Annotated in this window: 15 protein-coding genes, 2 tRNA genes and 3 rRNA genes; 7 read left to right on the forward strand and 13 right to left on the reverse strand. The window is 55.2% G+C overall.

Going from position 1 to position 25811, the window contains the following annotated elements:
* Nucleotides 1-39: 39 nt before the first annotated feature.
* The 10 genes from SYN9616_RS0109650 to SYN9616_RS0109705 all read right to left on the reverse strand — a co-directional run bounded on the left by SYN9616_RS0109650 (nt 40) and on the right by SYN9616_RS0109705 (nt 11957).
* The gene (locus SYN9616_RS0109650) at nt 40-885 is read right to left on the reverse strand and encodes a YihY/virulence factor BrkB family protein (RefSeq protein ID WP_232200281.1); all 846 of its coding nucleotides are present in this window, start codon (nt 883-885) and stop codon (nt 40-42) included.
* A 187-nt stretch (nt 886-1072) separates the two neighbouring features.
* Nucleotides 1073-1189: ribosomal RNA gene (gene rrf / locus SYN9616_RS0109655) — 5S ribosomal RNA — on the reverse strand.
* Nucleotides 1190-1290: 101 nt separating this feature from the next.
* Nucleotides 1291-4156, reverse strand: a 23S ribosomal RNA gene (locus tag SYN9616_RS0109660).
* Nucleotides 4157-4569: 413 nt separating this feature from the next.
* Nucleotides 4570-4642: transfer RNA gene (locus SYN9616_RS0109670), tRNA-Ala, on the reverse strand.
* A 9-nt stretch (nt 4643-4651) separates the two neighbouring features.
* Nucleotides 4652-4725: transfer RNA gene (locus SYN9616_RS0109675), tRNA-Ile, on the reverse strand.
* Between the two features lie 182 nt (nt 4726-4907).
* A 16S ribosomal RNA gene (locus SYN9616_RS0109680) occupies nt 4908-6392 on the reverse strand.
* The 16S, 23S and 5S rRNA genes sit together here with 2 tRNA genes alongside, the layout of an rRNA operon.
* A gap of 673 nt (nt 6393-7065) precedes the next feature.
* On the reverse strand, nt 7066-7872 hold the full coding sequence (locus SYN9616_RS0109690; RefSeq protein ID WP_028952895.1) for an inositol monophosphatase family protein: 807 nt from the start codon (nt 7870-7872) through the stop codon (nt 7066-7068).
* Entirely contained in the window at nt 7866-9650 is a 1785-nt protein-coding gene (locus SYN9616_RS0109695) for a TolC family protein (protein WP_028952896.1), read from the reverse strand. The genes SYN9616_RS0109690 and SYN9616_RS0109695 overlap by 7 nt, the downstream gene beginning before the upstream one ends.
* A 24-nt stretch (nt 9651-9674) precedes the next feature.
* The gene (locus SYN9616_RS0109700; protein WP_028952897.1) at nt 9675-11072 is read right to left on the reverse strand and encodes a TIGR03279 family radical SAM protein; all 1398 of its coding nucleotides are present in this window, start codon (nt 11070-11072) and stop codon (nt 9675-9677) included.
* A gap of 21 nt (nt 11073-11093) precedes the next feature.
* Nucleotides 11094-11957, reverse strand: a complete 864-nt coding sequence (locus SYN9616_RS0109705; protein WP_028952898.1) for an undecaprenyl-diphosphate phosphatase — start codon at nt 11955-11957, stop codon at nt 11094-11096.
* A 98-nt stretch (nt 11958-12055) separates the two neighbouring features.
* Between SYN9616_RS0109705 and SYN9616_RS0109710 the strand changes: the two genes are divergently transcribed.
* The 3 genes from SYN9616_RS0109710 (at nt 12056) to nadB (ending at nt 15015) form a co-directional block, all read left to right on the forward strand.
* A complete protein-coding gene (locus tag SYN9616_RS0109710) occupies nt 12056-12769 on the forward strand; it encodes a DUF3120 domain-containing protein (protein WP_028952899.1) in 714 nt (237 codons plus the stop codon).
* A gap of 116 nt (nt 12770-12885) precedes the next feature.
* On the forward strand, nt 12886-13293 hold the full coding sequence (gene psbU / locus SYN9616_RS0109715) for a photosystem II complex extrinsic protein PsbU (protein WP_028952900.1): 408 nt from the start codon (nt 12886-12888) through the stop codon (nt 13291-13293).
* Between the two features lie 60 nt (nt 13294-13353).
* On the forward strand, nt 13354-15015 hold the full coding sequence (gene nadB, locus SYN9616_RS0109720; RefSeq protein ID WP_028952901.1) for an L-aspartate oxidase: 1662 nt from the start codon (nt 13354-13356) through the stop codon (nt 15013-15015).
* Between the two features lie 2 nt (nt 15016-15017).
* Here nadB and SYN9616_RS0109725 read toward each other — a convergent pair whose 3' ends face one another.
* Nucleotides 15018-15947 (reverse strand): vitamin K epoxide reductase family protein, encoded by a 930-nt coding sequence (locus SYN9616_RS0109725; RefSeq protein ID WP_028952902.1) that lies wholly within the window; start codon nt 15945-15947, stop codon nt 15018-15020.
* 86 nt (nt 15948-16033) lie between these two features.
* On the opposite strand from SYN9616_RS0109725, the gene rimO reads away from it, so the two are divergent.
* Complete coding sequence (gene rimO, locus SYN9616_RS0109730; protein ID WP_028952903.1) at nt 16034-17410, forward strand: 30S ribosomal protein S12 methylthiotransferase RimO; 1377 nt, start codon at nt 16034-16036, stop codon at nt 17408-17410.
* Complete coding sequence (locus SYN9616_RS0109735) at nt 17407-18636, forward strand: MFS transporter (protein WP_028952904.1); 1230 nt, start codon at nt 17407-17409, stop codon at nt 18634-18636. The genes rimO and SYN9616_RS0109735 overlap by 4 nt, the downstream gene beginning before the upstream one ends.
* Here the strand turns inward: SYN9616_RS0109735 and SYN9616_RS0109740 are convergent.
* Nucleotides 18623-18715: a hypothetical protein gene (locus SYN9616_RS0109740; protein WP_028952905.1), complete on the reverse strand. Its 93-nt coding sequence runs from the start codon at nt 18713-18715 to the stop codon at nt 18623-18625. The genes SYN9616_RS0109735 and SYN9616_RS0109740 overlap by 14 nt on opposite strands.
* A 147-nt stretch (nt 18716-18862) precedes the next feature.
* On the opposite strand from SYN9616_RS0109740, the gene SYN9616_RS0109745 reads away from it, so the two are divergent.
* Together SYN9616_RS0109745 and SYN9616_RS0109750 are read left to right on the forward strand one after the other, a co-directional pair.
* Entirely contained in the window at nt 18863-20437 is a 1575-nt protein-coding gene (locus SYN9616_RS0109745; RefSeq protein WP_028952906.1) for a B12-binding domain-containing radical SAM protein, read from the forward strand.
* A gap of 190 nt (nt 20438-20627) precedes the next feature.
* A complete protein-coding gene (locus tag SYN9616_RS0109750; RefSeq protein WP_037990914.1) occupies nt 20628-20852 on the forward strand; it encodes a photosystem I reaction center subunit IV in 225 nt (74 codons plus the stop codon).
* 327 nt (nt 20853-21179) lie between these two features.
* Here the strand turns inward: SYN9616_RS0109750 and SYN9616_RS0109755 are convergent, their stop codons facing one another.
* Nucleotides 21180-25691, reverse strand: a complete 4512-nt coding sequence (locus tag SYN9616_RS0109755) for a calcium-binding protein (protein WP_037990916.1) — start codon at nt 25689-25691, stop codon at nt 21180-21182.
* Nucleotides 25692-25811: the final 120 nt, after the last annotated feature.

Below are 25811 nucleotides of genomic sequence, written 5' to 3' on the forward strand. Positions count from 1 at the left end.
AATTAATTCACAGACATCATCAATGGTTTGTCGATGGAATCAAGCCTGCACAAGGTTCGGCTCTCCGCGACGGATCTCTTTTAAGCGGGAACTCACTGTTTCAACACTGACGCATTGACCGAAATAAAGAATGATCCCAACCATCCAGATCCACAGTGTTAAGACAAGAACACCACCAATCACTCCATAAGCCTGAAAGCGACTCCCTAAAGAAACAATACTAAGACTCAAAATAAGATTGAGAACAGATAATGCATACCCGATCAGTACGGAGCCTGGAATCAAAGAGCGCCAGGGAATCTTCTGTCTTAACAGAACTCTTTGAAGCAGAAAAGCAAGGACAGAAAGCCATAAACCAGCGATCACAAGTGACCCAAATGTGAACATATGCTGGTGATCGAACAGTCTCGACAATGACGGCATCAGCATTCGGAACCACTCCAGGATTTCAATGGGCAGACGACTAATGCCGACAATGACCTGCTCAACAACAATCAGGACTGCAACAATCAAAACCACCAGGAATGCCTCTGCTCTGGCTCGGATGAAGTCAAAAATCTGCCGTTCCATTCCTTCCTCGGCCCGAGGCGGAATAACGTCATTCCATAAACGATCAGCACCTCGCTGCAAAGTGAGATAAACGTTGCTTGCCGTCACCAACAAAACAATAATTCCCAGCAAACCGGCGCCAACTCCTTGAGCCACCAAGCCCAATAATGTTGACTCCACTAATTTGACAACTGACGGTGGCAGCAGAGGAGCGATCCCTGCAATCACTTCTTCCACACCTGAAGATTTGCCATACATCCTGGCCGCTACACCAAGGGCAATTAATAAGAGTGGAAAGATGGATTGGAGTGTGTAGTAGGCAAACGCCGCGCTCAAGTCAACACAGCCGAACGTGTCCCAACGCCTGTATGCATGCCATAACAGCAACAGCATTTTTCGAGTCGAGCGCTGTCTGCGATGCACACGTGTACAGCCAATCACATCAGATTACATGGATGAAAGACATCACAAAGGCACAAAAAAAGCCACTCCCAACAAGGAGTGGCTTTTTTTAGAATGTTTTACCTGGCATCGAGCTATTTTCTCAGGGGGCTACCCCCCAAATATCGTCGCCGCAGATGCGTTTCACAGCCGAGTTCGGGATGGATCGGAGTGGTTCCACACCGCCATGGACACCAGGATAGAAACATTCTCAGAGATTGAACCCTGAGAACTGCATAGGATCTTCAGCAAAGCTGAGCGTCTGAATCAACAAAGTCTTTCAGGCAAGAACCAAAGAAGTTGGTCAAGCCCTCGGTCTATTAGTACTCCTCCGCTGCATCCATTACTGGACTTCCACGTAGAGCCTATCAACGGGTGTTCTTCCCGTGACCTTACTGGGTTACCCCATGGGAACACTCATCTTGAGGTGGGCTTCCCACTTAGATGCTTTCAGCGGTTATCCACTCCGCACATGGCTACCCAGCGTTTACCGTTGGCACGATAACTGGTACACCAGAGGTGCGTTCCTCCCGGTCCTCTCGTACTAGGGAGAAATCCTCTCAATGTTCCTACGCGTACACCGGATATGGACCGAACTGTCTCACGACGTTCTGAACCCAGCTCGCGTACCGCTTTAATGGGCGAACAGCCCAACCCTTGGGACCGGCTTCAGCCCCAGGTTGCGATGAGCCGACATCGAGGTGCCAAACCTCCCCGTCGATGTGAACTCTTGGGGGAGATCAGCCTGTTATCCCTAGAGTAACTTTTATCCGTTGAGCGACGGCCCTTCCACTCAGAACCGTCGGATCACTAAAGCCGACTTTCGTCCCTGTTCGACTTGTGGGTCTCACAGTCAAGCTTCCTTCTGCTTTTGCACTCGTCAGCTGATTTCCAACCAGCCTGAGGAAACCTTTGCGCGCCTCCGTTACCTTTTAGGAGGCGACCGCCCCAGTCAAACTGCCCACCTGATACTGTCCGCTCCCCGGATAACGGGTGAACGTTAGAACCCTAGCTCTGAAAGAGTGGTATCTCACCAGTGACTAACTCATACCCACAAGCATGAGATCAACGTCTCCCACCTATCCTGCGCATTCAGAGCCCGGGCACAATACCAAGCTACAGTAAAGCTTCATAGGGTCTTTCTGTCCGGGTGTACGTAGTCCGCATCTTCACAGACAATTCTATTTCGCCGAGCCTCTCTCCGAGACAGCGCCCTGATCGTTACGCCTTTCGTGCGGGTCGGAACTTACCCGACAAGGAATTTCGCTACCTTAGGACCGTTATAGTTACGGCCGCCGTTCACCGGGGCTTCAGTCGCCAGCTTCGCTTACGCTGACCGGCTTCCTTAACCTTCCGGCACTGGGCAGGCGTCAGCCCCCATACATCGTCTTGCGACTTAGCGGAGACCTGTGTTTTTGGTAAACAGTCGCCAGGGCCTCTTCACTGCGACCAGCTCTCGCTGGCACCCCTTCTCCCGAAGTTACGGGGCCATTTTGCCGAGTTCCTTAGAGAGAGTTACCTCGCGCCCCTCGGTATTCTCTACCACCCCACCTGTGTCGGTTTCGGGTACTGGCAGTCATGCCTTAACGGGTATAGAGCTTTTCTTGGAAGCTTGACATCACCAACTTCGCTGCCGTGGCAGCTCGTACTCACGCCTCAGCTCGGAACGTTTTCACCGCTCCTCAACGCCTCGAACGCTTGAACCAGTAACCAACATCTGGCTTGGCTAGCCTTCTCCGTCCCTCTTCCCAAAACATGACCGGTACAGGAATGTTGACCTGTTATCCATCGACTACGCCTTTCGGCCTCGCCTTAGGTCCAGACTAACCCTCCGCGGACGAGCCTGCCGGAGGAACCCTTAGGGTTTCGGGGCATGGGATTCTCACCCATGTTTTCGCTACTCAAGCCGACATTCTCACTTCCATACAGTCCACGTCCGCTCACGCTAACGCTTCGCCCCGTATGGAACGCTCCCCTACCATAAATCCGCAGCTTCGGTACAACGCTTAGCCCCATTCATTTTCGGCGCAGGATCCCTCGACCAGTGAGCTATTACGCACTCCTTTGAGGATGGCTGCTTCTAGGCAAACCTCCTGGTTGTCTATGGAATCCCACCTCCTTTATCACTTAGCGTTGATTTGGGGACCTTAGCTGGCGGTCTGGGCTGTTTCCCTCTTGACCATGGAGCTTATCCCCCACAGTCTGACTGCCTGACTACACACAGGGTATTCAGAGTTCATCTCGATTTGGTACCGCTCTCGCAGCCCGCACCGAAATGGTGGCTTTACCCCCCTGCTGGAGCATCAGACGCTACGCCTCAACGTATTTCGGGGAGAACCAGCTAGCTCCGGGTTCGATTGGCATTTCACCCCTAACCACAGCTCATCCGCTGACTTTTCAACGTCAGTCGGTTCGGACCTCCACTTGGTATCACCCAAGCTTCATCCTGGCCATGGTTAGATCACCCGGGTTCGGGTCTATAAACACTGACAAACGCCCTATTCAGACTCGCTTTCGCTGTGGCTCCACCATTACCGGTTTAACCCGCCAGTGCCTATAAGTCGCCGGCTCATTCTTCAACAGGCACACGGTCACCCTATGAGTAGGGCTCCCATTGCTTGTAGGCTCACGGTTTCATGTTCTATTTCACTCCCCTCCCGGGGTTCTTTTCACCTTTCCCTCGCGGTACTGTTGCGCTATCGGTCACACAGGAGTACTTAGCCTTACGAGGTGGTCCTCGCGGATTCACACGGAATTTCACGTGCTCCGTGCTACTCGGGATACAGCTAGGTCAGTTCAGTTTTCAGGTACGGGGCTTTCACCCTCTGTGGCGTGTCATTCAAACACTTCTCCTAACATTCCTGATCCACATTGCTGTCCCACAACCCCGATACTCGAAAGTATCGGTTTAGGCTCTTCCCCGTTCGCTCGCCGCTACTTAGGGAGTCGTTTTTACTTTCCTTTCCTCCAGCTACTAAGATGTTTCAGTTCGCTGGGTTGGCTCGCGCCAGCCTATGAATTCAGCTGGCCGTACTAGGGGTTGCCCCATTCGGAAATTCCCGGATCAAAGCGTGCTTCCAGCTCCCCGAGACTTATCGCAGGTAACCACGTCCTTCATCGCCTCTGTGTGCCAAGGTATCCACCGTGAGCCCTTTGTAGCTTGACCAAATAATCTCTAAAATGCTTACTGTTGTTGAGACAGATTTTCAAGTTTTCAAATAGAAAACAAGATCAAACTCATAATCGCTCGACACGATTAGAAGAACATTTCAGAGTCTCGGCTCTTGCTCAAAAGAATTTTCATTATTCTGGAATTTGAGATCCTAAGACCTCAAAACCAAAACAATGCATCCATGAGATGCTTTGTTTTTCCAGACTTCACCTATGCAGTTGTCAAGGTTCTGCCAGACTTCAAACTGATTGCTCAGTTCGAGCCCAGCATCTTATCAACCAAATTCAAAGCTTTCGCTTTTAAACTTGGAATGACAGGAAGCTGGGGTCATCCAGCGGACACATCTAAATCACATACCAATCGAGCTCGACTCCAATAAATTGGAGACGGGGATAAAGTTCGGTCAGTGGAGGTTAGGAGACTCGAACTCCTGACATCCTGCTTGCAAAGCAGGCGCTCTACCAACTGAGCTAAACCCCCAACACCGAATGGGCCATCCTGGACTTGAACCAGGGACCTCACCCTTATCAGGGGTGCGCTCTAACCACCTGAGCTAATGGCCCAGGAGTCTCATCCCTTTTGGGGTGTGACCTAGACAAAGTTTAGGAACTGAAAATCTCCATCAGTTACGGCACATTGCTGCACCATCTTGATATCAAATCTGAGGTACCGATCGACCTAAGGTGACAGGATTTCGGCCTAAGAATAAAATACTCAGGCATCAAAATCGTTGTTTGTCTCCCTGTTAGGAGGTGATCCATCCGCACCTTCCGGTACGGATACCTTGTTACGACTTCACCCCAGTCATCAGCCCCACCTTCGACGTCCTCCTCCCGAGGGTTGGAGTAACGGCTTCGGGCATGGCCAACTTCCATGGTGTGACGGGCGGTGTGTACAAGGCCCGGGAACGTATTCACCGCAGTATGCTGACCTGCGATTACTAGCGATTCCTCCTTCACGTAGGCGAGTTGCAGCCTACGATCTGAACTGAGCTACGGTTTACGGGATTTGCTTGTCCTCGCGAACTTGCTGCCCTCTGTCCGTAGCATTGTAGTACGTGTGTAGCCCAGGATGTAAGGGGCATGATGACTTGACGTCATCCACACCTTCCTCCGGTTTATCACCGGCGGTCTCTCTAGAGTGCCCAACTAAATGCTGGCAACTAAAGACGTGGGTTGCGCTCGTTGCGGGACTTAACCCAACATCTCACGACACGAGCTGACGACAGCCATGCACCACCTGTCACTGCGTTCCCGAAGGCACCCTCTCGTTTCCAAGAGGTTCGCAGGATGTCAAACCCTGGTAAGGTTCTTCGCGTTGCATCGAATTAAACCACATACTCCACCGCTTGTGCGGGCCCCCGTCAATTCCTTTGAGTTTCACACTTGCGTGCGTACTCCCCAGGCGGAACACTTAACGCGTTGGCTACGACACCGAGGGGGTCGATTCCCCCGACACCTAGTGTTCATCGTTTACGGCCAGGACTACAGGGGTATCTAATCCCTTTCGCTCCCCTGGCTTTCGTCCATGAGCGTCAGTGATGGCCCAGCAGAGCGCCTTCGCCACTGGTGTTCTTCCCGATATCTACGCATTTCACCGCTACACCGGGAATTCCCTCTGCCCCTACCACACTCAAGCCCAACAGTTTCCACTGCCATGATGGAGTTAAGCTCCACGCTTTAACAGCAGACTTGAAGGGCCGCCTGCGGACGCTTTACGCCCAATAATTCCGGATAACGCTTGCCACTCCCGTATTACCGCGGCTGCTGGCACGGAATTAGCCGTGGCTTATTCCTCAAGTACCGTCAGATCTTCTTCCTTGAGAAAAGAGGTTTACAGCCCAGAGGCCTTCATCCCTCACGCGGCGTTGCTCCGTCAGGCTTTCGCCCATTGCGGAAAATTCCCCACTGCTGCCTCCCGTAGGAGTCTGGGCCGTGTCTCAGTCCCAGTGTGGCTGATCATCCTCTCAGACCAGCTACTGATCGATGCCTTGGTGAGCCATTACCTACACCAACTAGCTAATCAGACGCGAGCTCATCCTCAGGCGAAATTCATTTCACCTCGCGGCATATGGGGTATTAGCGGCCGTTTCCAACCGTTATCCCCCTCCTGAGGGCAGATTCTCACGCGTTACTCACCCGTCCGCCACTAACCCGAAGGTTCGTTCGACTTGCATGTGTTAAGCACGCCGCCAGCGTTCATCCTGAGCCAGGATCAAACTCTCCGTTGTAGATCATTTCCTTTTAGACGCTTTCACGTCCTCAAAATGATTTGCGTCACCCATTGCTCAGTATCTACTGGCAACAGTTGAGGCCTCCTTTTAGCTGACACAAAAAGGGTTCTTAAGAGTGCATCTCTAGATTTCTCTGTCAATGACTTTCCGGGATCTCAGATCCGGTTGTTGCTCCACAATTCGCACACCGACAACAAGAAGGCTCGTGAAAACCCTCTCGTTGCAGCGAATTGCTTCATCGCAACGAAATTTTTTGACGGGACCTCACACCTTCATCGCTTTTACATTCAATTCTCAAGAAATCATCAGAGATGATTTCTGAAATCGAACGCGATGAAAGCGTCAGTTCCTAAACTTTTCAATTGTCCAGGTTCGATCATCAACACTCCGTTGCCGGAGAGAGCTGATCAACGCGGCCTCTGACGACCGCTTTTGAAACTTACAACACCGTGGGATTGCCTCCCGCTGGTTTGTAAGCGTGGCCGACTCGCGACCACCTCAGAAACCTACAACACCGTGGGATCGCTCCCGATGGGTTGAAGGCCCGTCAGAACGTCGGCCTGCAAGGCCTGGTTCAGACGTCTGCGGGCAGGTCTTTCAACTTGCGCGCAGAAGAAGATCATAACACCCCTTCAGCCATCGATGCAACCCCACGGTTCAAACAGCTGGATCAGCCTTGCAACAACGCCTCTCCCCAAGGGATCAGACGCTCGAGATGCTCTTGGGAAGCCGCAGCCAGCATGGGAAAACCGCACTCCGATAGGTCCTCACCGGAGGAGAAACCGGAGGGGTCTTGAGTTGCCAGCCACTGGATCGGGCATTGCAATTGCTCCAAGACCAGCCAGGCAGCTGCCAGATCCCAGATTTTCGGTGTGGCTTCCAGAGCAGCCACGGTTTGGCCCATGGCAACACTCAGAAGATTGAGGCTGGCCACACCCAAGAGCCGGATCTTTCCAGGGAACGGACGGTCTGGACGACGTTGCAACACGCGTATCGAGCGACTGCACAGAGATACACAGGAGCTGGTGGCTATCGAACGCGTCGCAACCGACAACGCCTTTCCGTTCCTCCAAACCCCTTCACCCCGGATCGCGACGATCCGCTGGCGAAGTGCCGGTACGTCTAAAAACGCCTGAACAGGGAGTCCATCGACGAAACGCGCCACCGAAATCGCCCAGTAAGGAATTCCGGCAGCAAAATTTGTCGTGCCGTCCAGGGGGTCAACCACCCAGTAGGCCTCTGAATCAGGGACCACCTGGGACCCTTCCTCACTCAGAACGCCCTCGCCTTGGGTGATGGCCTGCAAGCCCTCAACCAAGGTGGTGTCGCTCCAGCGATCACAGGCAGTGATCAAGGTTCCATCAGGTTTCACATCGGAAACGATGTGACCAAAATCGCTCCGCTGCCGGGTTGCCACACGATCCAGAAGAGTGCTGATCGCCCTGAGCTGATCTGCCGAAAGGCTTTGGTTCACCAAAGCGGTTGGACAGAAATGCCGATCGCATCATTCGAAGCTGCACCTGAGTCAGCAACCGCAGGGCAAACAGCCGGTAGAGCCGTGGGTTCAATGGGGATGTCGGACGTTTCCGTTGCAGGCTTTTCAGCGGGTAAATCAACTGTCCCGCAGGTGACAAGGGCATCCAGGCCGGTCCTTCGACGCAACTGAGCCAGGGAGGTGTTGTAGTCACGAATGGCTTCGGTGTACTGCAACTCAGCTCTTGTGAGGTCCTGCTGGTTGTTGATGACCTCACGCTGGGTGCTCACTCCAGCCTGAACTCGAAGCAGGGACAAGCGAAGGGATTCACGAGCCGTCAACACCCGACTGGAGGTGGTTTGGATGTCCTGAATCGCTTTTCGGAGGTTATAGAAGCTCTCTTCGACCTCAAGGCGAATGGAATCTCTCTGAGCCGCGAAGTTGTATGTGCTTTCCTCAGCAGCCTGTTTGGAGGCTCGGTAGTTCGCCTGGGCGCGGCCACCGTCGTACAGGTTCCATCTCAGCTGCAGTGAGGTGGCGTTGCTGACGTTCCACTGGTAGTCGTCCATATCGACTGCACCCCAGGACTCCTGAGCACTCTCTCCCTGACTACGGCCTGTGTTCCAGTTGTTGACGAAGCTCAGCACCGGCTGAATCGCCGCTAAGGACGCATTGGCACGACTGTTGTTGATCGAAATATCGAGAATCAATTGGTCGAGTTCTTCTCGATAGTTGTAAGCCGCGATGATGCTCTCCTGCAGCGACGGCTCCCAGAGGCCCAGGGGTTTCGGCGGCGTTGCAGCCGTGGGGGTGATGTCCTGAGGCAGATCAAGCAACTGGGCAATCCTGCGCCGTGAAATGTCCTGGAAGGCCAGGGCATCCGTGAGAACTTTGCGGTCCTGGGCCAGCTGCGTCTCGGCTTCGAGCACATCCAGCTTGGTGTTCACTCCGGCGTTGTAACGGGCCCGTGCATCGCGAAGACTGAGCAATGAGGCTCGAACTGAGGCCTGGCCGACACGAACTCTTTCATCAGACGCCTGGAGCGTGAAATAACTGGTGGATGCATCGAGCCTCAGGTCTCGCAGGGCAATCAGATAGGCGTCGCGAGCCCGTTCAAACTGATCACGGGCAGCAGATATCTGTGGGACTCGGGAGGGATTGATGATGTCCCAGTTGATCGAAACACCGAAATTAGCCTTCCATTCCCGTGTGTAGAACTCATATTGACCCTGGCGGTCAATGGTGCGTGACCCTTCAGAATTCGTGGGATCGGGAATCGTGACCGAGCGGCTTCTGAATTCAGGATTTCGGTAGGTGTAGTTCTTGAAATACTCAGGTAAAGCGTTAGCTGAGAGATTCACGCTTGGATACCAGGCAGAAATCGCTGCTCTCAGCTGCGATTTGGACTGATCGACCCGACTGGCTGCCGCCTTGAGTGTGGGGCTGTTGACCTCCAAGATCTGGAGGGATTGCTCCAGAGTGATCGGACGCAGTTCACGGATCCGTACCTGCTCTGGACGGTCGGGCAAAGCCAGGCTTGGCGGGGACCCGAGGTCATTGCTCTCCGCTGGCAGGTCAGTCGCTGCAGGGGGAAGGGCTGATGGATCCGCCTTCGGACGCGGACCCTTCTGCTCGATAGCGTTCGGCAGGGTGCTCTGGTCGATCAAGGAGCTGTTGTCGCTCCCAGCCACCTCTTGGCTCGACTCTTGACTCAGAGCCGGAAGCCCGCCAGTCGCCAGTACGCCTGCAACTAAACAGGAGGCTGCTGTGAGGCGGCGCACGGCATAAGAAAAACTTGCCGGAGCTTAGGGACTTTTTCCTATTGGATTCAGGACCGAGGCCACGATGTCAGCCGCCCCACTCACAACACGGATTGGAACAGGGAGGACTTCCTCCAACTGCGTCAGCGTCATGTCGTCGAGGAAGACGGGTTGCCCCTGCCGCAACATCACCGAGGGCAGCAGCAGTTCATCACCAAGATCCTCTTCCGAGAGCCCATCGATCAGATCCTGACCCGTCAAAAGACCCGTCACCACCTGGTCCTGCCCCCAGTAAGGGCTTGGCAATCCGATCAATCGCAGACGAACGCCATCAACGCCATTGAGGCGATCCAGCACTGGCTGCAGTGCCGACGCCACAATCCTGCCCACCACCCAACTGCAGGAGCGTGGCTGATCCAGGCGTTGTGGAAGCACCGCCGTGGCCTGATCCAACGACTCCAAAAAAGCACGGATGCTGCCGACACCGTTTTCCTGCTGGGGAAGATCCTCGTACTCCGGACGTGGAGGAAGTGGTTGTCCTGCAATCAGATACCACTCATCAGACAACCAGGCAAAACGCGTGCCGAGATCGGCCTGGAATGTCGCCTGCAGACGCTCCACCCGGGCAATCACGTCCCGCGCACATGCAGGGCTGACGGGGATAAGACCATCATCAGCAGGACGAAAGCGCGTTAACCCCACCGGCACAACAGCTGCCGAGAGCACCGCCGGCCAGTCCCCGCTCGCGAAGCGCGACAGATCGGTGAGGGTTTGCTCGAGGGCAACACCGTCATTGATTCCAGGACAGACCACAACCTGCGCATGGATCTGCAGATCACGTTCTGCGAACCAACTCAGTTGATCGAGCAGCCGTGCCGCCCGCGGGTTCTCAAGCAGCCGTGCCCGCAACGTGGGCTCGGTGGCATGCACAGATACGTACAGCGGCGAAAGCCTCTGGGATTCAATCCGTGCCCAGTCGCTGTCATTCAGGTTGGTGAGCGTCAGGTAGGAGCCATAGAGAAAACTGAGCCGGTAATCGTCGTCCTTCAGATACAGGCTGTCCCGCCGTCCGGGAGGCTGTTGATCAATGAAACAAAAAGGGCAGTGGTTGTTGCACTGCCGCAAACCGTCAAATAACGCTTCGGTGAAGCCCAGGCCGAGGCCGTCATCGGCGTCTTTCTCGAGATCCACCTCATGCAGTTCTCCCCGGGCATCGCGAACCTCGAGACGCAGCTCCTCATCCACACAGAGGTAGCGGTAATCGATGAGATCCCGAGGGCGGATGCCATTGATGCTCAGAAGCTGGTCGCCGGGTTCAAAACCGAGCTCCTCTCCGATGGATCCCGGTTCCACGGAATCCACCACTGCCGGCTGGGGCTGACGCGCAGCGCGGTTGGGATCGAGTGCCGACATCGCGACACCGGCAGATGGCTCATTCCACAAGGCAGAGACAGGTGCTTTTCTTCAGTTTGCGCCGGATGTGAACCACCAGGCCAGTAGGACGACCCCGAAGAGCAAGCGGTAGCCCACAAAAATCCAGGTGCTGTTGCGCTGCAGAAATTTCAACAGCCAATCGATGGCCAGCCACGACACCACCGCAGCGGACAGGATGCCAACGATCAGAGGGAGAGGACCCGCTGCTGCACTGGCGGCGAAAGCATCTTTGAGTTCCACGATTCCCGCAATCGTGATGGCGGGAATGCCTAATAAAAAGGAGAAGCGGGCCGCATCAGCACGTTGCCAGCCATCGAACAGGGATGCCGTGAGCGTGCTGCCGGAGCGGGATACCCCTGGAATCAAGGCCAGCACCTGGGCGATTCCCACCAACACTCCATCGCGGCCAGAGACGTCGGTGAGTTGTTTGATGCGCGATCCGAACTGCTCAGCCAAAGCCAGCAGAAGAGCCATCACAATCGACACCACCGCAATCGATGGCACGCTGCGCAATGGGGAGGATTCATATCCCTGGTCCCAGAACAACTTGATGCCAAGGCCAACGACCAGGATTGGCACCGTGCCCAGAGCCATGGCGATTCCTAGGCGGGCATCTGGCTCGCGCCACTGTCCCTGCCGAAACGCCCGAGAAATCCCCTTGAGAACCTGAGCCAGATCGCTGCGGAAATAGGCAATCACCGCTGCGATGCTGCCCAGTTGAATCGCGGCCGTCACCGAGACACCAGGATCTCCCCACCCCAGCATCACCGGCACAACTTTGAGATGGGCCGTGCTGCTGATCGGTAGAAATTCTGTAATTCCTTGAACGACACCCAGCACAAAATCCCGCCAGCAGGCCTCAAGCAACCCGAGAGGAGCAGTGGTGTCGGTCATGACGGTCTGGGTGGCCGGGCAGACGTTATGCCGAACACGGCTTTTGGAGATGTCTTCTAAGGTTCCGTGACTTTCTTCACATTGGACGGAGAAAAACGTTGATCGGCGGAACCTGGCAAACCACACTCCCCGATCGATCGCAGTCCCTGGCTGTCCCCCAAATCGCGGCGACACTGGTGACTCTGCCGGTTTTTCTGCAAGCACCCTGGGTTCGTCTTCACCCCTTCACAGCCACGCTGTTCACGATCGTGTTGCTGACAGCAGGGGTAAACCTGCAGCTGAACAGCCGCGGTCGGCGAGCCGAAATCGGTTCCCTGCTTGTTGGTTTCAGTGGTAGCTGGTTAGCGGGGTGCCTGTTCTGGGGATGGTTGCGTGCACACCCCTTGCTGCACTTACCGATTGAAGCCTTCGCACTGCCACTTGCCGTCACCGGACTGAACAGTCGCTGGAGGCTGGCCTGCGGCTTCTATCTCGCCTCCTTGCTGGGCACCGTCTGTACCGACTTGATGATGCTGGCCACCGGCGTGATGCCCTTCTGGCCTCAGGTGGTGAGTGCTCCGCTTCATGAAGCTGGCCTGCAGCTGCACGATGCGGCGATTCAACTGCTCAGGCCTCAATCACTGACCCTGCTAGCGACTGCAGCCACTGGGATTCTTATCACAGCCAGACTGTTACGCCAGCGTTCCCTGGAGGGGACTGCCGGCGACGACCTCCTTGGCATGGCAGCGGCGGTTCTGACCACGACGCTTTGGGTTGATGGCCTGTTCTTGGCCGCTGCTTTGCTGCAACCAGGGCTCAGTGGCCTGATCTGAGTGAAACGAACTGCAAAAGCTCCCGTGATTCAAAGAGAGCGAAGGGGTTTCGACTTGTAATGTTCCCGGACCGGCCTTGCCGGCAGACGCGTTCCGATCCCCGACGGAGAGTTGTGATGAAGCGGCTTCTGAGCTGGCTCACAGGTTTTGTATTGATGGCAGGCCTGCTTGCGGGCCTGATTCTGCCCGCGAGCGTTTCTGCAGACGATGACCTCGTCGGCAAATACTCCGGCAACGAAATCCGCAATGTGGCGGATGACAAGATCGCCGAACGCGAAGGGAAGGTTGACCTGAACAATTCCTCGGTCCGCCGTTTCCAGCAATTCCCAGGCATGTACCCAACCATGGCGGGCAAGATCGTGCTGGGAGGTCCCTACACCAGCGTGGACGAAGTGCTGGAACTCGATCTCAGCGAACGTCAGCGGGAACTTTTTGAGAAGTACAGAGACAATTTCACGGTGACGCCTCCGTCAATCGCCCTGAACGAAGGAGACGACCGGATCAACGACGGTCAGTACCGCTGATCAAAAACACGCCACAATCAACGCACTGAACCGTCGGCTTTCCGGCGGTTTTTTGTCGTGATGGACCAACACCGCACCACCGATTCGATTCCCCCCGGCCCCTGGGACGTGGTTGTGATTGGTGCGGGAGCTGCAGGGCTGATGAGTTGCCTGGAACTGCCAGCAGGTTTGAGGATTCTGCTGCTGAATCGCAACACCGGGCGGCGCTCCTCCAGCCGCTGGGCACAGGGAGGCATCGCGGCGGTGACGCGGACAGAAGACAGTGCTGAAAGCCATGCGGCAGACACCCTGCGCGCCGGGGCCGACCTTTGTGATGGCGATGCGGTTCGGCTACTGGTGAATGAGGCCCCCCATCGGGTGGAACAACTCCAGGCGATGGGCATGGCCTTCGATCGGGAGGGAAGCTCTTTGGCGACCACCCTGGAAGCGGCCCACAGCCATCACCGCGTTCTGCACGTCCAGGACCAAACGGGCAAAGCCCTGGTGGAAATGCTGCGAGAGCAGGTGGAGCAGCGGGCCGGACTGCTGCATCGCCGGGGTGTGCGCGTCACGAAACTCTGGGTTGAAGGACAACACTGCTGCGGCGTGCAAGTGCTGGATGGACCGCAACTGCGCTGGATCCGTGCCCGAGCCGTGGTTGTAGCCAGCGGCGGCGGTGGGCATCTGTTCGCGAACACCACCAACCCAGCACAGGCCTGCGGCGAAGGGGTGGCTCTGGCATGGCAGGCCGGTGCTGCCGTTGAGGATCTCGAGTTCGTGCAGTTTCATCCGACGGCACTGCGGCTGGAGGATGCCCCCTGCTTTCTGATCTCAGAAGCGGTGCGCGGTGAAGGGGGCGTTCTTGTGGATGCGGCAGGAGACAGCCCGGTCGCGCATCTGCAGCAACGGGATCTCGCTCCCCGCGATCAGGTGAGCCGCGCCCTGGTGCACTCCATGCAACGTCAGGGAGTGCACCAGATGTGGCTTGATTTCTCACCGATCCATCGCGATCGCGCTGAAAACCGCTTCCCGACAATCCTGGACCGTTGCGGGGAGTTTGGCCTGAATCCCCTGGAGCGGCCCATTCCCGTTGCACCGGCCGCTCACTACTGGATGGGTGGTGTTGCCACGGATCTGCAAGCCGCCACCAGCCTGACGGGGCTCTACGCCGTTGGGGAGGTGGCCTGCACGGGGCTGCATGGAGCCAACCGCCTGGCCAGCAATTCACTGATGGAATGCCTGGTGTTCGCCCACCGCATGACTGACATTGCCTTGGCGCCTGATGTCAGCCCGATCCCTACGGCACACATGCAGCTCTGCAACACCGCACTGAGCCACGGGGAAACAACGGCTGGACTAATTGAGCGGATTGAACACACACGTCGCCTCTGCTGGCGGGAAGCCGGCGTCAACCGCTCACCACAAGGGATGGCGGATGCCCTGAAACAGCTCCTCCATGACGATCGTGAGCTGGATGGACAGCCTCTGCTGCGGGATCTGGGCCAGCTGCAACCAGGGCAGGGACTGCATCTCGAGGATGGCTCACGCCGGGATCTCAACCTGCTGTTGGATGTTCGCCACCGGCTGCTGGTGAGCCGCTTGATGCTGGAAGCCTGTCTGTTTCGCCGGGAGAGCCGAGGTGGCCATTTCCGCACAGATGCACCGGCAGCCATGCCGGCTTGGCGATGTCATACCCGTCAGTCCCGCGGGGAAGGCATCCGCACCCGCCCCGTGAGGAGCTGAGCTCAGAAATCCCGTGGACCTTTGTAACCGCTGAGATCGGCCAGTTTGTCGAGGGGTTTCACGCCTGAATCGATGCTGCCGTTGATCTCCCAGCTGGGGAATCCCTCTAGCCCCTTGCTACGGCAGAGATCAACCTGATTGTTCTGACCATCGGGGGCACACTCGACCACCTTGAGTGCCTTTGCGGCCTCCTTGCCAAACAATTCTTTCTGCTCATGGCAGTGGGGGCACCAGTAGGCGGAATACATGACGGCACCGCTGCCGGTGAGATGGTCTGCCAGGGCCAGCTTTGCCGGGTTGCTTGCTGAGGTAACCAATGGGGGAGTGCCAGGGCCACCAGCCACCGCCTCAGGCCGGTTCGGATCCAGCACCGACGCCCAGACCAACCCTCCGAGCAAAACGGCCAATGCCAGGAGGACGCCTCGGAAGATCAACTGAGCTGGGTCATCCCATCCCCCACCAACCAGCGACAGGATGAACAGGGCCAGCGATAACGCGGCGGAGAGAACGCAGAAAAAGCAGAAGGCCTGGATCTTGATCACCATCAGGCCCACCAGCACGCCGCTGAACACCGTCATCCCCAGAGACACGGCGAACAGACCCCACCAGGTGCGCCGCGAGAGATCAGCCTTGCTTTCCTGCAAACCAGGAAGCAAGGGCAGCAACGCCATCAGCAGAACGGCGCCGTAGGCCAGTACGCCCACCAGGGACAGTGGGATCCCATCGCCAAGGCTGCCCCAGGGACTGTTGAGCACCTTGTCGCAGCCATCTGCACCGATCGGGCAGTTGAGATCCCCAAGAAGACCCCAGCGCTTGAGGGTGATCGACCCGGTGTCGATCACACCGATCGTGGCCAAGACCGCCATGGCGACCCTCACCCACTTGGAGCCGGAATCCTGGCGGCGGCGACTGACGAGACGGGTGGTGCCCATCTTTAAGCTTCGAATGACAGGATTTTGGCAGTTCCGTGCGCGGCAACACGTCTCCTTAGGCTGAAGATCGGCCTGCCGGTGTTGCGATGACGATCAGCCCCAGCAAACCGACGGTGGCTTTTGCCCATCTGGGCTGCGAGAAGAACCGAGTCGACACCGAGCACATGGTGGGGCTTCTGGCTGAGGCCGGGTATGGCGTGAGCACCGATGAGGACAGCGCAGCGGTGGTGGTGGTGAACACCTGCAGCTTCATCCAGGACGCCCGCGAGGAATCGGTGCGCACCCTGGTTGGGCTGGCGGAGCAGGGCAAGGAGCTGATCATCGCCGGCTGTCTTGCCCAACACTTCCAGGAGGAATTGCTCGATTCGATCCCTGAGGCGAAGGCGATCGTCGGCACAGGGGACTACCAGCACATCGTTGAAGTGCTGCAGCGCGTGGAAGCCGGGGAACGGGTGAACCGGGTGAGCAAGGTTCCCACCTTCGTGGGTGACGAACATCTGGCGCGGCATCGCACCACCCATGAGGCCGTGGCCTACCTGAAGGTGGCGGAGGGCTGCGATTACCGCTGCGCCTTCTGCATCATTCCCAAATTGCGGGGCAATCAGCGCAGCCGACCGATCGAATCGATCGTGGCCGAAGCCCATCAGCTCGCCGATCAGGGGGTACAGGAGCTGATCCTGATCAGCCAGATCACCACCAACTACGGGCTCGACCTTTACGGCAAACCAAAGCTGGCAGAACTGTTGCGGGCGCTCGGCGAGGTGGAGATTCCCTGGATCCGGGTGCACTACGCCTATCCCACCGGGCTGACCCGGGAGGTGCTGGCGGCCTATCGGGAGGTGCCCAACGTTCTGCCCTACCTGGATCTGCCGCTGCAACACAGCCACGCAGACGTGCTGCGGGCGATGAACCGCCCTTGGCAAGCCGATGTGAACGAGAGGCTGCTGGATCAGATCCGCGAACAGCTGCCCGATGCGGTGTTACGCACCACCTTGATCGTTGGGTTCCCAGGCGAAACGGACGACCACTTCCGGCACCTGATGCGCTTCCTGGAACAGCAGCGCTTTGATCACGTGGGCGTGTTCACCTTCTCGCCCGAGGACGGCACGGCCGCCGCGGATCTCCCCGACCGGGTGGCTCCAGAGATGGCGCAAGCCAGAAAAGATGCCTTGATGGCCCTGCAACAACCGATCTCAGCAGCCGCAAACCAGCGCTGGGTGGGGCGCACCGTGGATGTGCTGATCGAACAACACAACTCGCAAACCGGCGAGATGGTGGGTCGCTGCGCCCGCTTCGCCCCTGAGGTGGACGGAGAAGTTCATGTTCAAGCCGGAGCAGACGGTCAACAGGCGCGGCCAGGAACGATGGTGCCGGTGCACATCACCGGGGCCGACATCTACGACCTAAGCGGACAGATTGTGGGTGCCCGGGCGATGGTGGCGGCAATCAGATCCGACGCTTGAGCGCCTTTCCCCTTCGCCTCGAACAGCAACGCAAACTGTTCCTGGTGGTTTCCGGCATCAGCACCGCTGGATCCTTCGCTGGAATCACAGCCAAGGGCTGGATTCTTTTGCATGGCAGTGCCGATCCCTTTGTGCTGGCGCTGAATTTCGCGGCTTTGTCGCTGCCAAGCCTGATCGTCAGCGGGCCGGCGGGGGTGCGCACCGATCGACTGGGTTGTGAGCGCGTTCTCGTGCAGGCCCAGTGGGCGTTACTAGCCGCAGCCGCCCTGGGAGCACTCGCCATTCCGCTGCTGGAGGGGATGGCCCAGGTGCTGCTACTGCTGTTCAGCACCCTGCTGGTGGGGATCGCCGGTGCCTTTGAACTAACGGCACGCAACAAATACTGCTCACTGCTGGTGGATGAACCGGAACAGCTGGCGGGCTATCTGGCCAGCTTTTCAGTGGTGTTCAACGTGGGAAAACTGGTGGGTCCGCCGATAGGTGGCTGGCTCGTGGCCATCGCTGGACCGTCCTGGGCCCTGGGGATCGATGCCGCCAGCTATCTGCTGCCGATCGCCAGCGTGATGTTTCTGCTCCAGCCGCGGCGTGATCTGGAACAACGCAGTGATGGCAAGGCTGGAGCCACTCTGCTCAAGGCCTGGCGCGACTGCGGCGGCACCTTGCGCGGTGTGCTGACGCTGACCGCAGGGCTGTGCGTGGTGAATTTCTTCCACCCAGGCCTGGCGCCCCTGATCGCTGAACAGGTTCTGGGACCGGACCCCCGTGATCTGGGACTGTTCACCAGCGTGCTTGCCGCTGGCAGCATCGCCGGCGGCGTGGTGCTGCAGCGCAACAGTGCGCGTTTGAGCAGCCGTCCCTTTCTCACCCTGGGGGGCTTCGCTCTGATCACCGCCATCGCCCAGCTGGGGATGGCCAGCACATCCTCCGTTGGGATCAGCCTCGGGATGACCTTTCTGATCGGTGCAGGAACCGCCGGGCTGCTGAGCAGCTGCAATCTGATCACCCAGATCGGAGCTCCACAGGTGATGCGAGGACGCATGGCCGGGCTGAGCCAGATCGCCTTCCTCGGCGGTGGAGGCCTGAGCGGCCTGTTGGCAGCGCTGCTGGTGATGGCCACAAGCCTGTCGAGCACCTTCGCCATCACCGGCGCGATCGGTGCCGTACTGGCGTTGCTCTGGATCGTTCGACGCGGTGATCGCCGCCTGGAGCCGATCAGATCAGCTTGATTCCCTTGAGCAGCTTGGTGAGCACAAAAGCACTGACAAGACCTGCGCCGACCAGGCCGAGGTAGATAGCGACGCCCATGTGCGAGTAAGGAGGTGGCCACTATTAGACCAGAGATTGAACTAGCGCTTGGAAGTTGCGCTTAAGGTTCGTTAACTCGTGTCACCTGTCTCACAGGTGGACGCAAGCCGGGCCGTCCGGACCGTCCAATCGCTTCCGTTCGCCGACATGCGCACCCTCTTTATTTATCCCGAATTCCCGAAGACGTTCTGGAGTTACGAGAAGATCCTCGAACTGGTGAACCGCAAGGTTCTGCTTCCACCCCTGGGAATGTGCACCGTGGCAGCACTGCTGCCTCAGGAATGGGAGATGAAGCTGGTTGATCGCAATGTGCGAGAGGTGACGGAAGCGGAGTGGGACTGGGCTGAGCTGGTGATCATCTCCGGGATGATCGTTCAGAAAGACGACATGGCCATCCAGATCGGCCGTGCCAAACAACGCGGCTTGCCCGTGGCCATCGGCGGACCCTTTGCCAGCTCCACACCGGATGCACCGGAACTCGACAAAGCGGATTTCAAGATCCTTGATGAAGGGGAAATCACCCTGCCGATGTTCCTCGATGCACTCGAGCGCGGCGAAACCAGTGGGCGATTCACCTCGGAAGGCGACAAACCGGATGTAACGGCAACGCCGATCCCCCGTTTCGATCTGCTGCAGCTGGACGCCTACGACTCGATGAGCGTTCAGTTCTCACGGGGCTGCCCGTTCAACTGCGAGTTCTGCGACATCATCGTTCTCTACGGCCGCAAGCCCCGCACCAAAACCCCCGAGCAATTGGTGGCGGAGCTTCAGTACCTCTACGACCTGGGTTGGCGTCGTTCCATCTTCCTGGTGGACGACAACTTCATCGGCAACAAGCGCAACGCCAAGTTGCTGCTCCCCCAGATCCGCACCTGGCAGGAAGAGCGTGGTTATCCGTTCAGCTTCGCGACGGAAGCCTCGGTGGACCTCGCCGATGACGAGGAGATGATGCGGATGATGCACGACGCCCGCTTTGAAAGCGTGTTCCTCGGCATCGAAACCCCCGACGAATCAAGCCTTGAGACCGCCCGGAAGATTCAGAACACGCGCAATCCACTGGATGCGGCTGTGGACCGAATCACGGCCAACGGCATTCGGGTGATGGCGGGCTTCATCATCGGCTTCGACGGCGAGAAGGATGGCGCAGGCCATCGGATCGTTGAATTCGTGACCCGCACGGGCATCCCCGCCGCGATGATGGGCATGTTGCAGGCCCTTCCCAAGACAGCTCTCTGGGCACGACTGGAACGGGAAGGTCGCCTGATTCAGGGTGAAGATGCCGCCAAGGGTGTGAACCAGACCAACCTGCTGAACTTCAAGCCCACCCGGCCGATCCGCGACATCGCCAACGAATACGTGGAAGCGTTCTGCGCGCTCTACGAGCCCAATGCCTACATGGATCGGGTGTACAGCTACTACCTGAAGATGGGCGCACCCCGCTGGAAAGCCGCCGCCAAACTGCCAACCTTCACAGATATCAAAGCTCTGAGCATCGTGATCTGGCGCCAGGGGATCAAGCGCGACACCCGCGGACGTTTCTGGCGCTACATGGTGGGGATGGCCCGCCAGAACCCTGCCCTGCTTGAACAGTTCCTAGTGGTTCTGGCCCACAACGAGCATTTCCTGGAGTATCGCTCAATCGTGCAACGGGAGATCCGCGAGCAGCTGGAATGCCTGCCACCGGAAGAGCCCACAGCAACAAAAGAACTTCAGACCGTGTAGATCTGGTTTCAGCTTTAGACAACCGAACCCGTCAATCAGCCCCAACTAGCAACCGGCGGCATTGATCAGCTGTTTTCACTACAAAGCGCAGCAGACCGCATTTCTCGTTCATCTGATACGCGCATCTCCATCATTTCTGACTGAATCACATGTGGGCGCTGCTCAGACTTGAAGCAATCGGCTGGCAGAAATGACCGCGATTGTGAAAGGATCAAAGGTTCGCATCAAACGCAAAGAGTCCTACTGGTACAACGAAGTGGGCGTTGTTGCCTCTCGCGAAAAAGAACCCACCAAGTCGCGCTACCCCATCACCGTTCGATTTGAAAAGTGCAATTACTACGGGCTGCAAGGTGTTGACGGTGGAAACACCACCAATAACTTCAGCGAGAAAGAGCTGGAGCTGGTCACAACCTAATCACCCCAAATCAACAACGCTTTTCAGTAAATATGCTGAGCCAATAACAATCTATCAGCACATAAGCGAACCAATTAGTGAGATCGCATCTTAACTAGATGCTTTTAAATATATCTATTTTGCCTGCTTTTTAGGTAACTCTATACCGCAAGAAATCCCTTTCTTGTCACCACGAATCCGACTTTAGGCGTTCGGAAGCCAAACATTCCAACCTGATGACACTTAAGCCGCATCATTCCTGCATCAAGACTCAACCTTTTTGAAGATCAGACGCCGTACTCGGCAAATGCCTACCGAGAATCGACGCACAATTCAGGCAAAGCCGGATCAGATCACGTAGACCTCAGCAGCTGGCACAATCTCAAGATTGTCCGGGAAATTCGTCAGGAAATCATCCTTTTGAACATTTTGGAGCAAAGTGTTCACTCCATAAAGGCCTGTGATCCGTAGATCGTCGCCTTCTTGGCTGAAGATGAGATCAACTGCTTTGGTGAGGCCGATGCCATCTTGATTGACATTGAAATCTGTGATGACGTCACTTTCTCCTGGTAACTCTCTTGAAAGCAGGAACACATCCTGGCCTTTACCACCTGTGAGCGTGTCGTTTTGGTAGCCGCCATACAGCAAATCATTACCCTTACCCCCTTTCAGGACATCAGCACCTTTGCGGCCAAGCAAAACATCCGTTGCTGCTCCTCCTAATGATGTGTCATCACCTCCGCCGCCATAGAGATAATCATTGCCATTTTTGCCAACGAGTCGGTCGTTTCCATTCCGGCCTCTCAACATGTCGGTTGCAGAGGAACCCTTGATGGTCTGATCCGATCCATCACCTTTTGTGAAATAACCAAAGGACTCTGGATCAGGGTTTTCTTCCAGCGTGATGGCTCTCAGTTGATTGCCATCATCTGGAATGGAATCAATGAGATTGGAATCAATGGTTGAATCACCACCGTTTGTTCCCTCATCTCCAGGCAGATTATTGCCACCTGAGACATCACCCTCGGGCAGACCCTCCGGATCAACAGGATTGCCTAAGTCAGGGGGGATAATTTCCCCGGAGCCTCCGTTGCCGCCGGCCTCACCACTGCCAGAACCGCTGCCACTTTCTGAGCCGTTGTCACCGCCAACGATTGGAAAGCCAGCGAGATCATTATCTTCTTTGAATTCGATCATCTCTTCATAATTTTCGACTTTAATGATCGTTTTGCCTACCTCTTCTCCTGAATTATTTGCAACAGCAATGGTGACTGTGCTCTCCTCTTCATTAAAAATTGAATTTTTTCGCTCCCATATGTAAGAGCTGCCGCCAGAGTTGCCGTCTTCTAATTCGTGTAAACCAAAGACAAAGTCCTCAATCTTATCTTGACCAGGGCTTGCTACAAAAACATCGTTGTATGTATTTTTACCTGACTGATTATTTCCTGATCCATACAGAATATCATGGCCATCTCCACCATCAAGGACGTCAGCTCCGTTTTTACCTTTTAATGTGTCTTTACCATCTCCACCAATCAGTAAATCTTGATTACCGCCGCCAATTAATTTGTCATCTCCATCATTTCCGTCAATTTCATCGCTGTGGTTGCCACCACTAATTGTGTCGTCGGACTTTCCACCTTTAATAGTGTCTTGCCCTCCTCCCCCATTGATACTTAGTGCATCATTTTCTGCTATTGAAGTAGGCTTAGGAGAACCTGATTCATTAACATATCTAAAGTCATCATTTTGATAATAGTCTGAAAAATCATTGATACTGACGAGATCAATTGGGTTACCTAAGCTTCCCCCGTCAACTACGAACTGATTGTTTTTTTGACCTTTTCCTGGGCCTGCATATGCAAGAATAGTGCCAGGGTCACTTGCGCCGCTTGGAGGAAACTTACCTTCATTGATGACTTCGATAAGGTCAATATAGTTCTTGACTTTAATGGTTGTTGTGCCAACCATTTCGTTTCCGTCCTTTTTTAGTACGTCAATAACAACTTCCTGTTTTTCTTTATCAAAACTGGGATTGTCTCGATCCCAGATATAATATGTAGAGTCCTTTAGGCTATCTTCACCAAAGGTAAAGTCCTCAATTAAATCATTTTCTGTGCTCGCAAAAAAAGAATCATCTCCAGCTCCTCCCTGAAGAGTATCGTTTCCTCCAAGTCCACGTAATCGATCTGATCCATCGCCACCAATGAGTGAGTCGTTGCCCACGCCACCATCGAAGGTGTCGTTTCCACTACCACCATCGAGGATGTCATCTCCACTACCACCTGCAAGGGTGTCATCTCCATTCTCAGCCTTCAGATAATCGTCTCCATTTCCGCCATCAAGGCTGTCTTCCCCGTCCCACCCAAAAAGTTTGTCGTTTCCCTCCTCCCCTTCAATTGTGTCATTATCATTACCCCCAAGAAGTCTGTCATTGCCAAGTCCGCCTTCGAGTTTGTCATCTCCAACATTCCCATGTAAATAGTCATCTTTGTTGCCACCTGTAATGGAGTCATCCCCCTGTTTGCCATCAATCGAATATGAATCATCTGATGTCGCTATTTTTGGCTTTTCTGGTCCGACTTCCGAATCATATCTTTCTTTGTAATCATAATAATAATTAGCAAACTCGTTAATTCCTTCAACGGAGATTATATTATTTTCTTTTCCTCCTATCGCCTCAAAGTCTTTATTATCGCTTTTATAGATTAACCGGGTGTCTGGATCGCTGGCCCCCAAAGATGGTTCGAACCCAGGTGTTATTAGTGCGTCGTAGTAATCCTTGAACTCGTCATAATTTTTGACTGTGATTGTTGCCGTCCCAACGACTTGGTCGCTTCCCTCTATCAATAAAACATCCACTTCTACATTATTTGTGTCTTCGATTAGCCTAATATTTTTTCTATCCCATACATAATTCACGTTTTCACTGGTAGGAGATACAAGTGCATCAACACCATAGACAAAGCCTTCGATCTTGTCGTTTCCTTTACTTGCTAGGAATTGATTGGATCCATCCCCGCCATTGAGTGTGTCATTGCCATCTCCGCCATAAAGGGTGTCATCACCAGCTCCACCATCCAAAATGTCTTTACCATTCCAGCCTCTCATTGAGTCATTGCCATCTCCGCCATAAAGGGTGTCATCATCAGCTCCACCTCCAAGGGTGTCATTACCTTCGTTGCCAATGATGGTGTCATTCCCAGCGGCTCCATGCAAGGAGTCATCATTGCTGCCAGCCTCGATTTCGTCATTGCCACCGCCTCCGTCAATTTTGAATTTGTCAGTTGATGTGGCCTCAGTTGGCTTACTTCTGCTGCTTGATGGTATGTACTTTTCATCGTCTGCTACGTAAAAGTCGGCAAACTCGCTGATTCCTTCAACGTTGATTATATTGTTTTCTCCGCCACCATTGACACCGAAAGAGTTATTGCCATCTACCTCCCCTTTGTAGATCAATTCTGAGTCAGGATCGCTGGCTCCCACGGACGGTGGGAAGCCAGGATTGTCTAGTTCTTCGACGTCAACTTTGAAGTTATCGTATCCTGATTTAAATATCACAGTCGTTGTTCCTGCTACTTCGCCACTTGTTTTGCTTAAAACATTGATTGTTGCTGTCTCGTTGTCAGTATCTAATTCAACACTACCTCTGTCCCATTCGTAGTCATTGCTGTCTATGAGCTGATCTCCTTCATCGCCATATTCAAAATCTGTGATTGTGTCGTTGCCTGGGCTGGCTTTGAATTTGTCGTTCTGAGATTCAATGCCGTTCCCATCACCCGTTAGTTCATCGTCGCCATCACCGCCATTCAGAATGTCACTACCTGCACCACCTAATAAAATATCCTTTCCTTCATTTCCATAAAGATGATCATTATCCTGGTCACCTATAACTCTGTCATTGCCATCGCCGCCGTTCAATGTGTCGTCACCTAGTCCTCCTTTGATGGTGTCGACGTCATTGTTTCCGTTAACTTTGTCATTACCTGGGCCGCCTAGAACTGTATCAATTCCGCTGTTTCCATAGAGGATGTCATCGTCGGCACCGCCCTCGATGTAGTCGTCGCCTTTGTTGGCGAAAATATAGTCATCTCCACCTTTTCCATCAATTTTTTCTGCCTGATCCTTGTTTTCGGGCTCGAATTTTTGATCACTTTTATCGCCTATGGTCCAGGTCACTGTCCCCTCAGAAAATTTATCTTCGTGACCTGATGGATATGCATAGTTGTTGCCATGTGAGACGTCATTGCTATGACTTCCGTTCACCACGAGGTCAAAATCAGATTTTTCCTCGAACTCTAAAACTGATTGTTCGCTGATGCCGATGACCTTGGTGGTGAAGCTTTCGCCAGCGATTTCAATACGCAAAAATGCTGCTTCCTTGCCATCAATCGTGGTGCGTTCCACCACCACCGCGTCGCGGCTTAATCCCGCATCCACAAGCTCCTGCGACAGAACAATCTGATCGCCGGCCTTATAGCCCTGAATCGTGTCGTCCCCGCGGGACAAGACATAGGTATCCCCTCCAGAGCCACCAATCAGTAGGTCGTCTCCATTTCCGCCATCGAGGGTGTCATCACCCTTGGCGCCTTCCAAGGTGTCGTCGCCGTTTCCGCCATCCACCACGTCATCGCCACCACCGGCTTCGATTTCATCCGCTCCAGCTCCGCCATCCACGCTGTCGTCACCAGCTCCGGCCTCGATGCTGTCGTTTCCAGCTTCTCCATCGACATCATCAGCTCCTTCTCCGCTCTCCACCACGTCGTCACCGACTCCGGCGTCGATCACATCCGCTGAAGCCGTACCGCCGATCTCGTCATCCCGCAGCAGTGCACCTCTCTTGCGGCGCCCTGCGATCAAGCTCTCATTCCACTCACTCCAGCTTTGAGCGGCAGTCGTCTGAGGAGAACGCATTGAGCACGGATTGGACACTATTTTTATCCTGTACCTAAGCAAGTTGTTTGTCATCCCTCAGTTGGG

This window comes from Synechococcus sp. CC9616 (assembly GCF_000515235.1).
Classification (GTDB): domain Bacteria; phylum Cyanobacteriota; class Cyanobacteriia; order PCC-6307; family Cyanobiaceae; genus Parasynechococcus.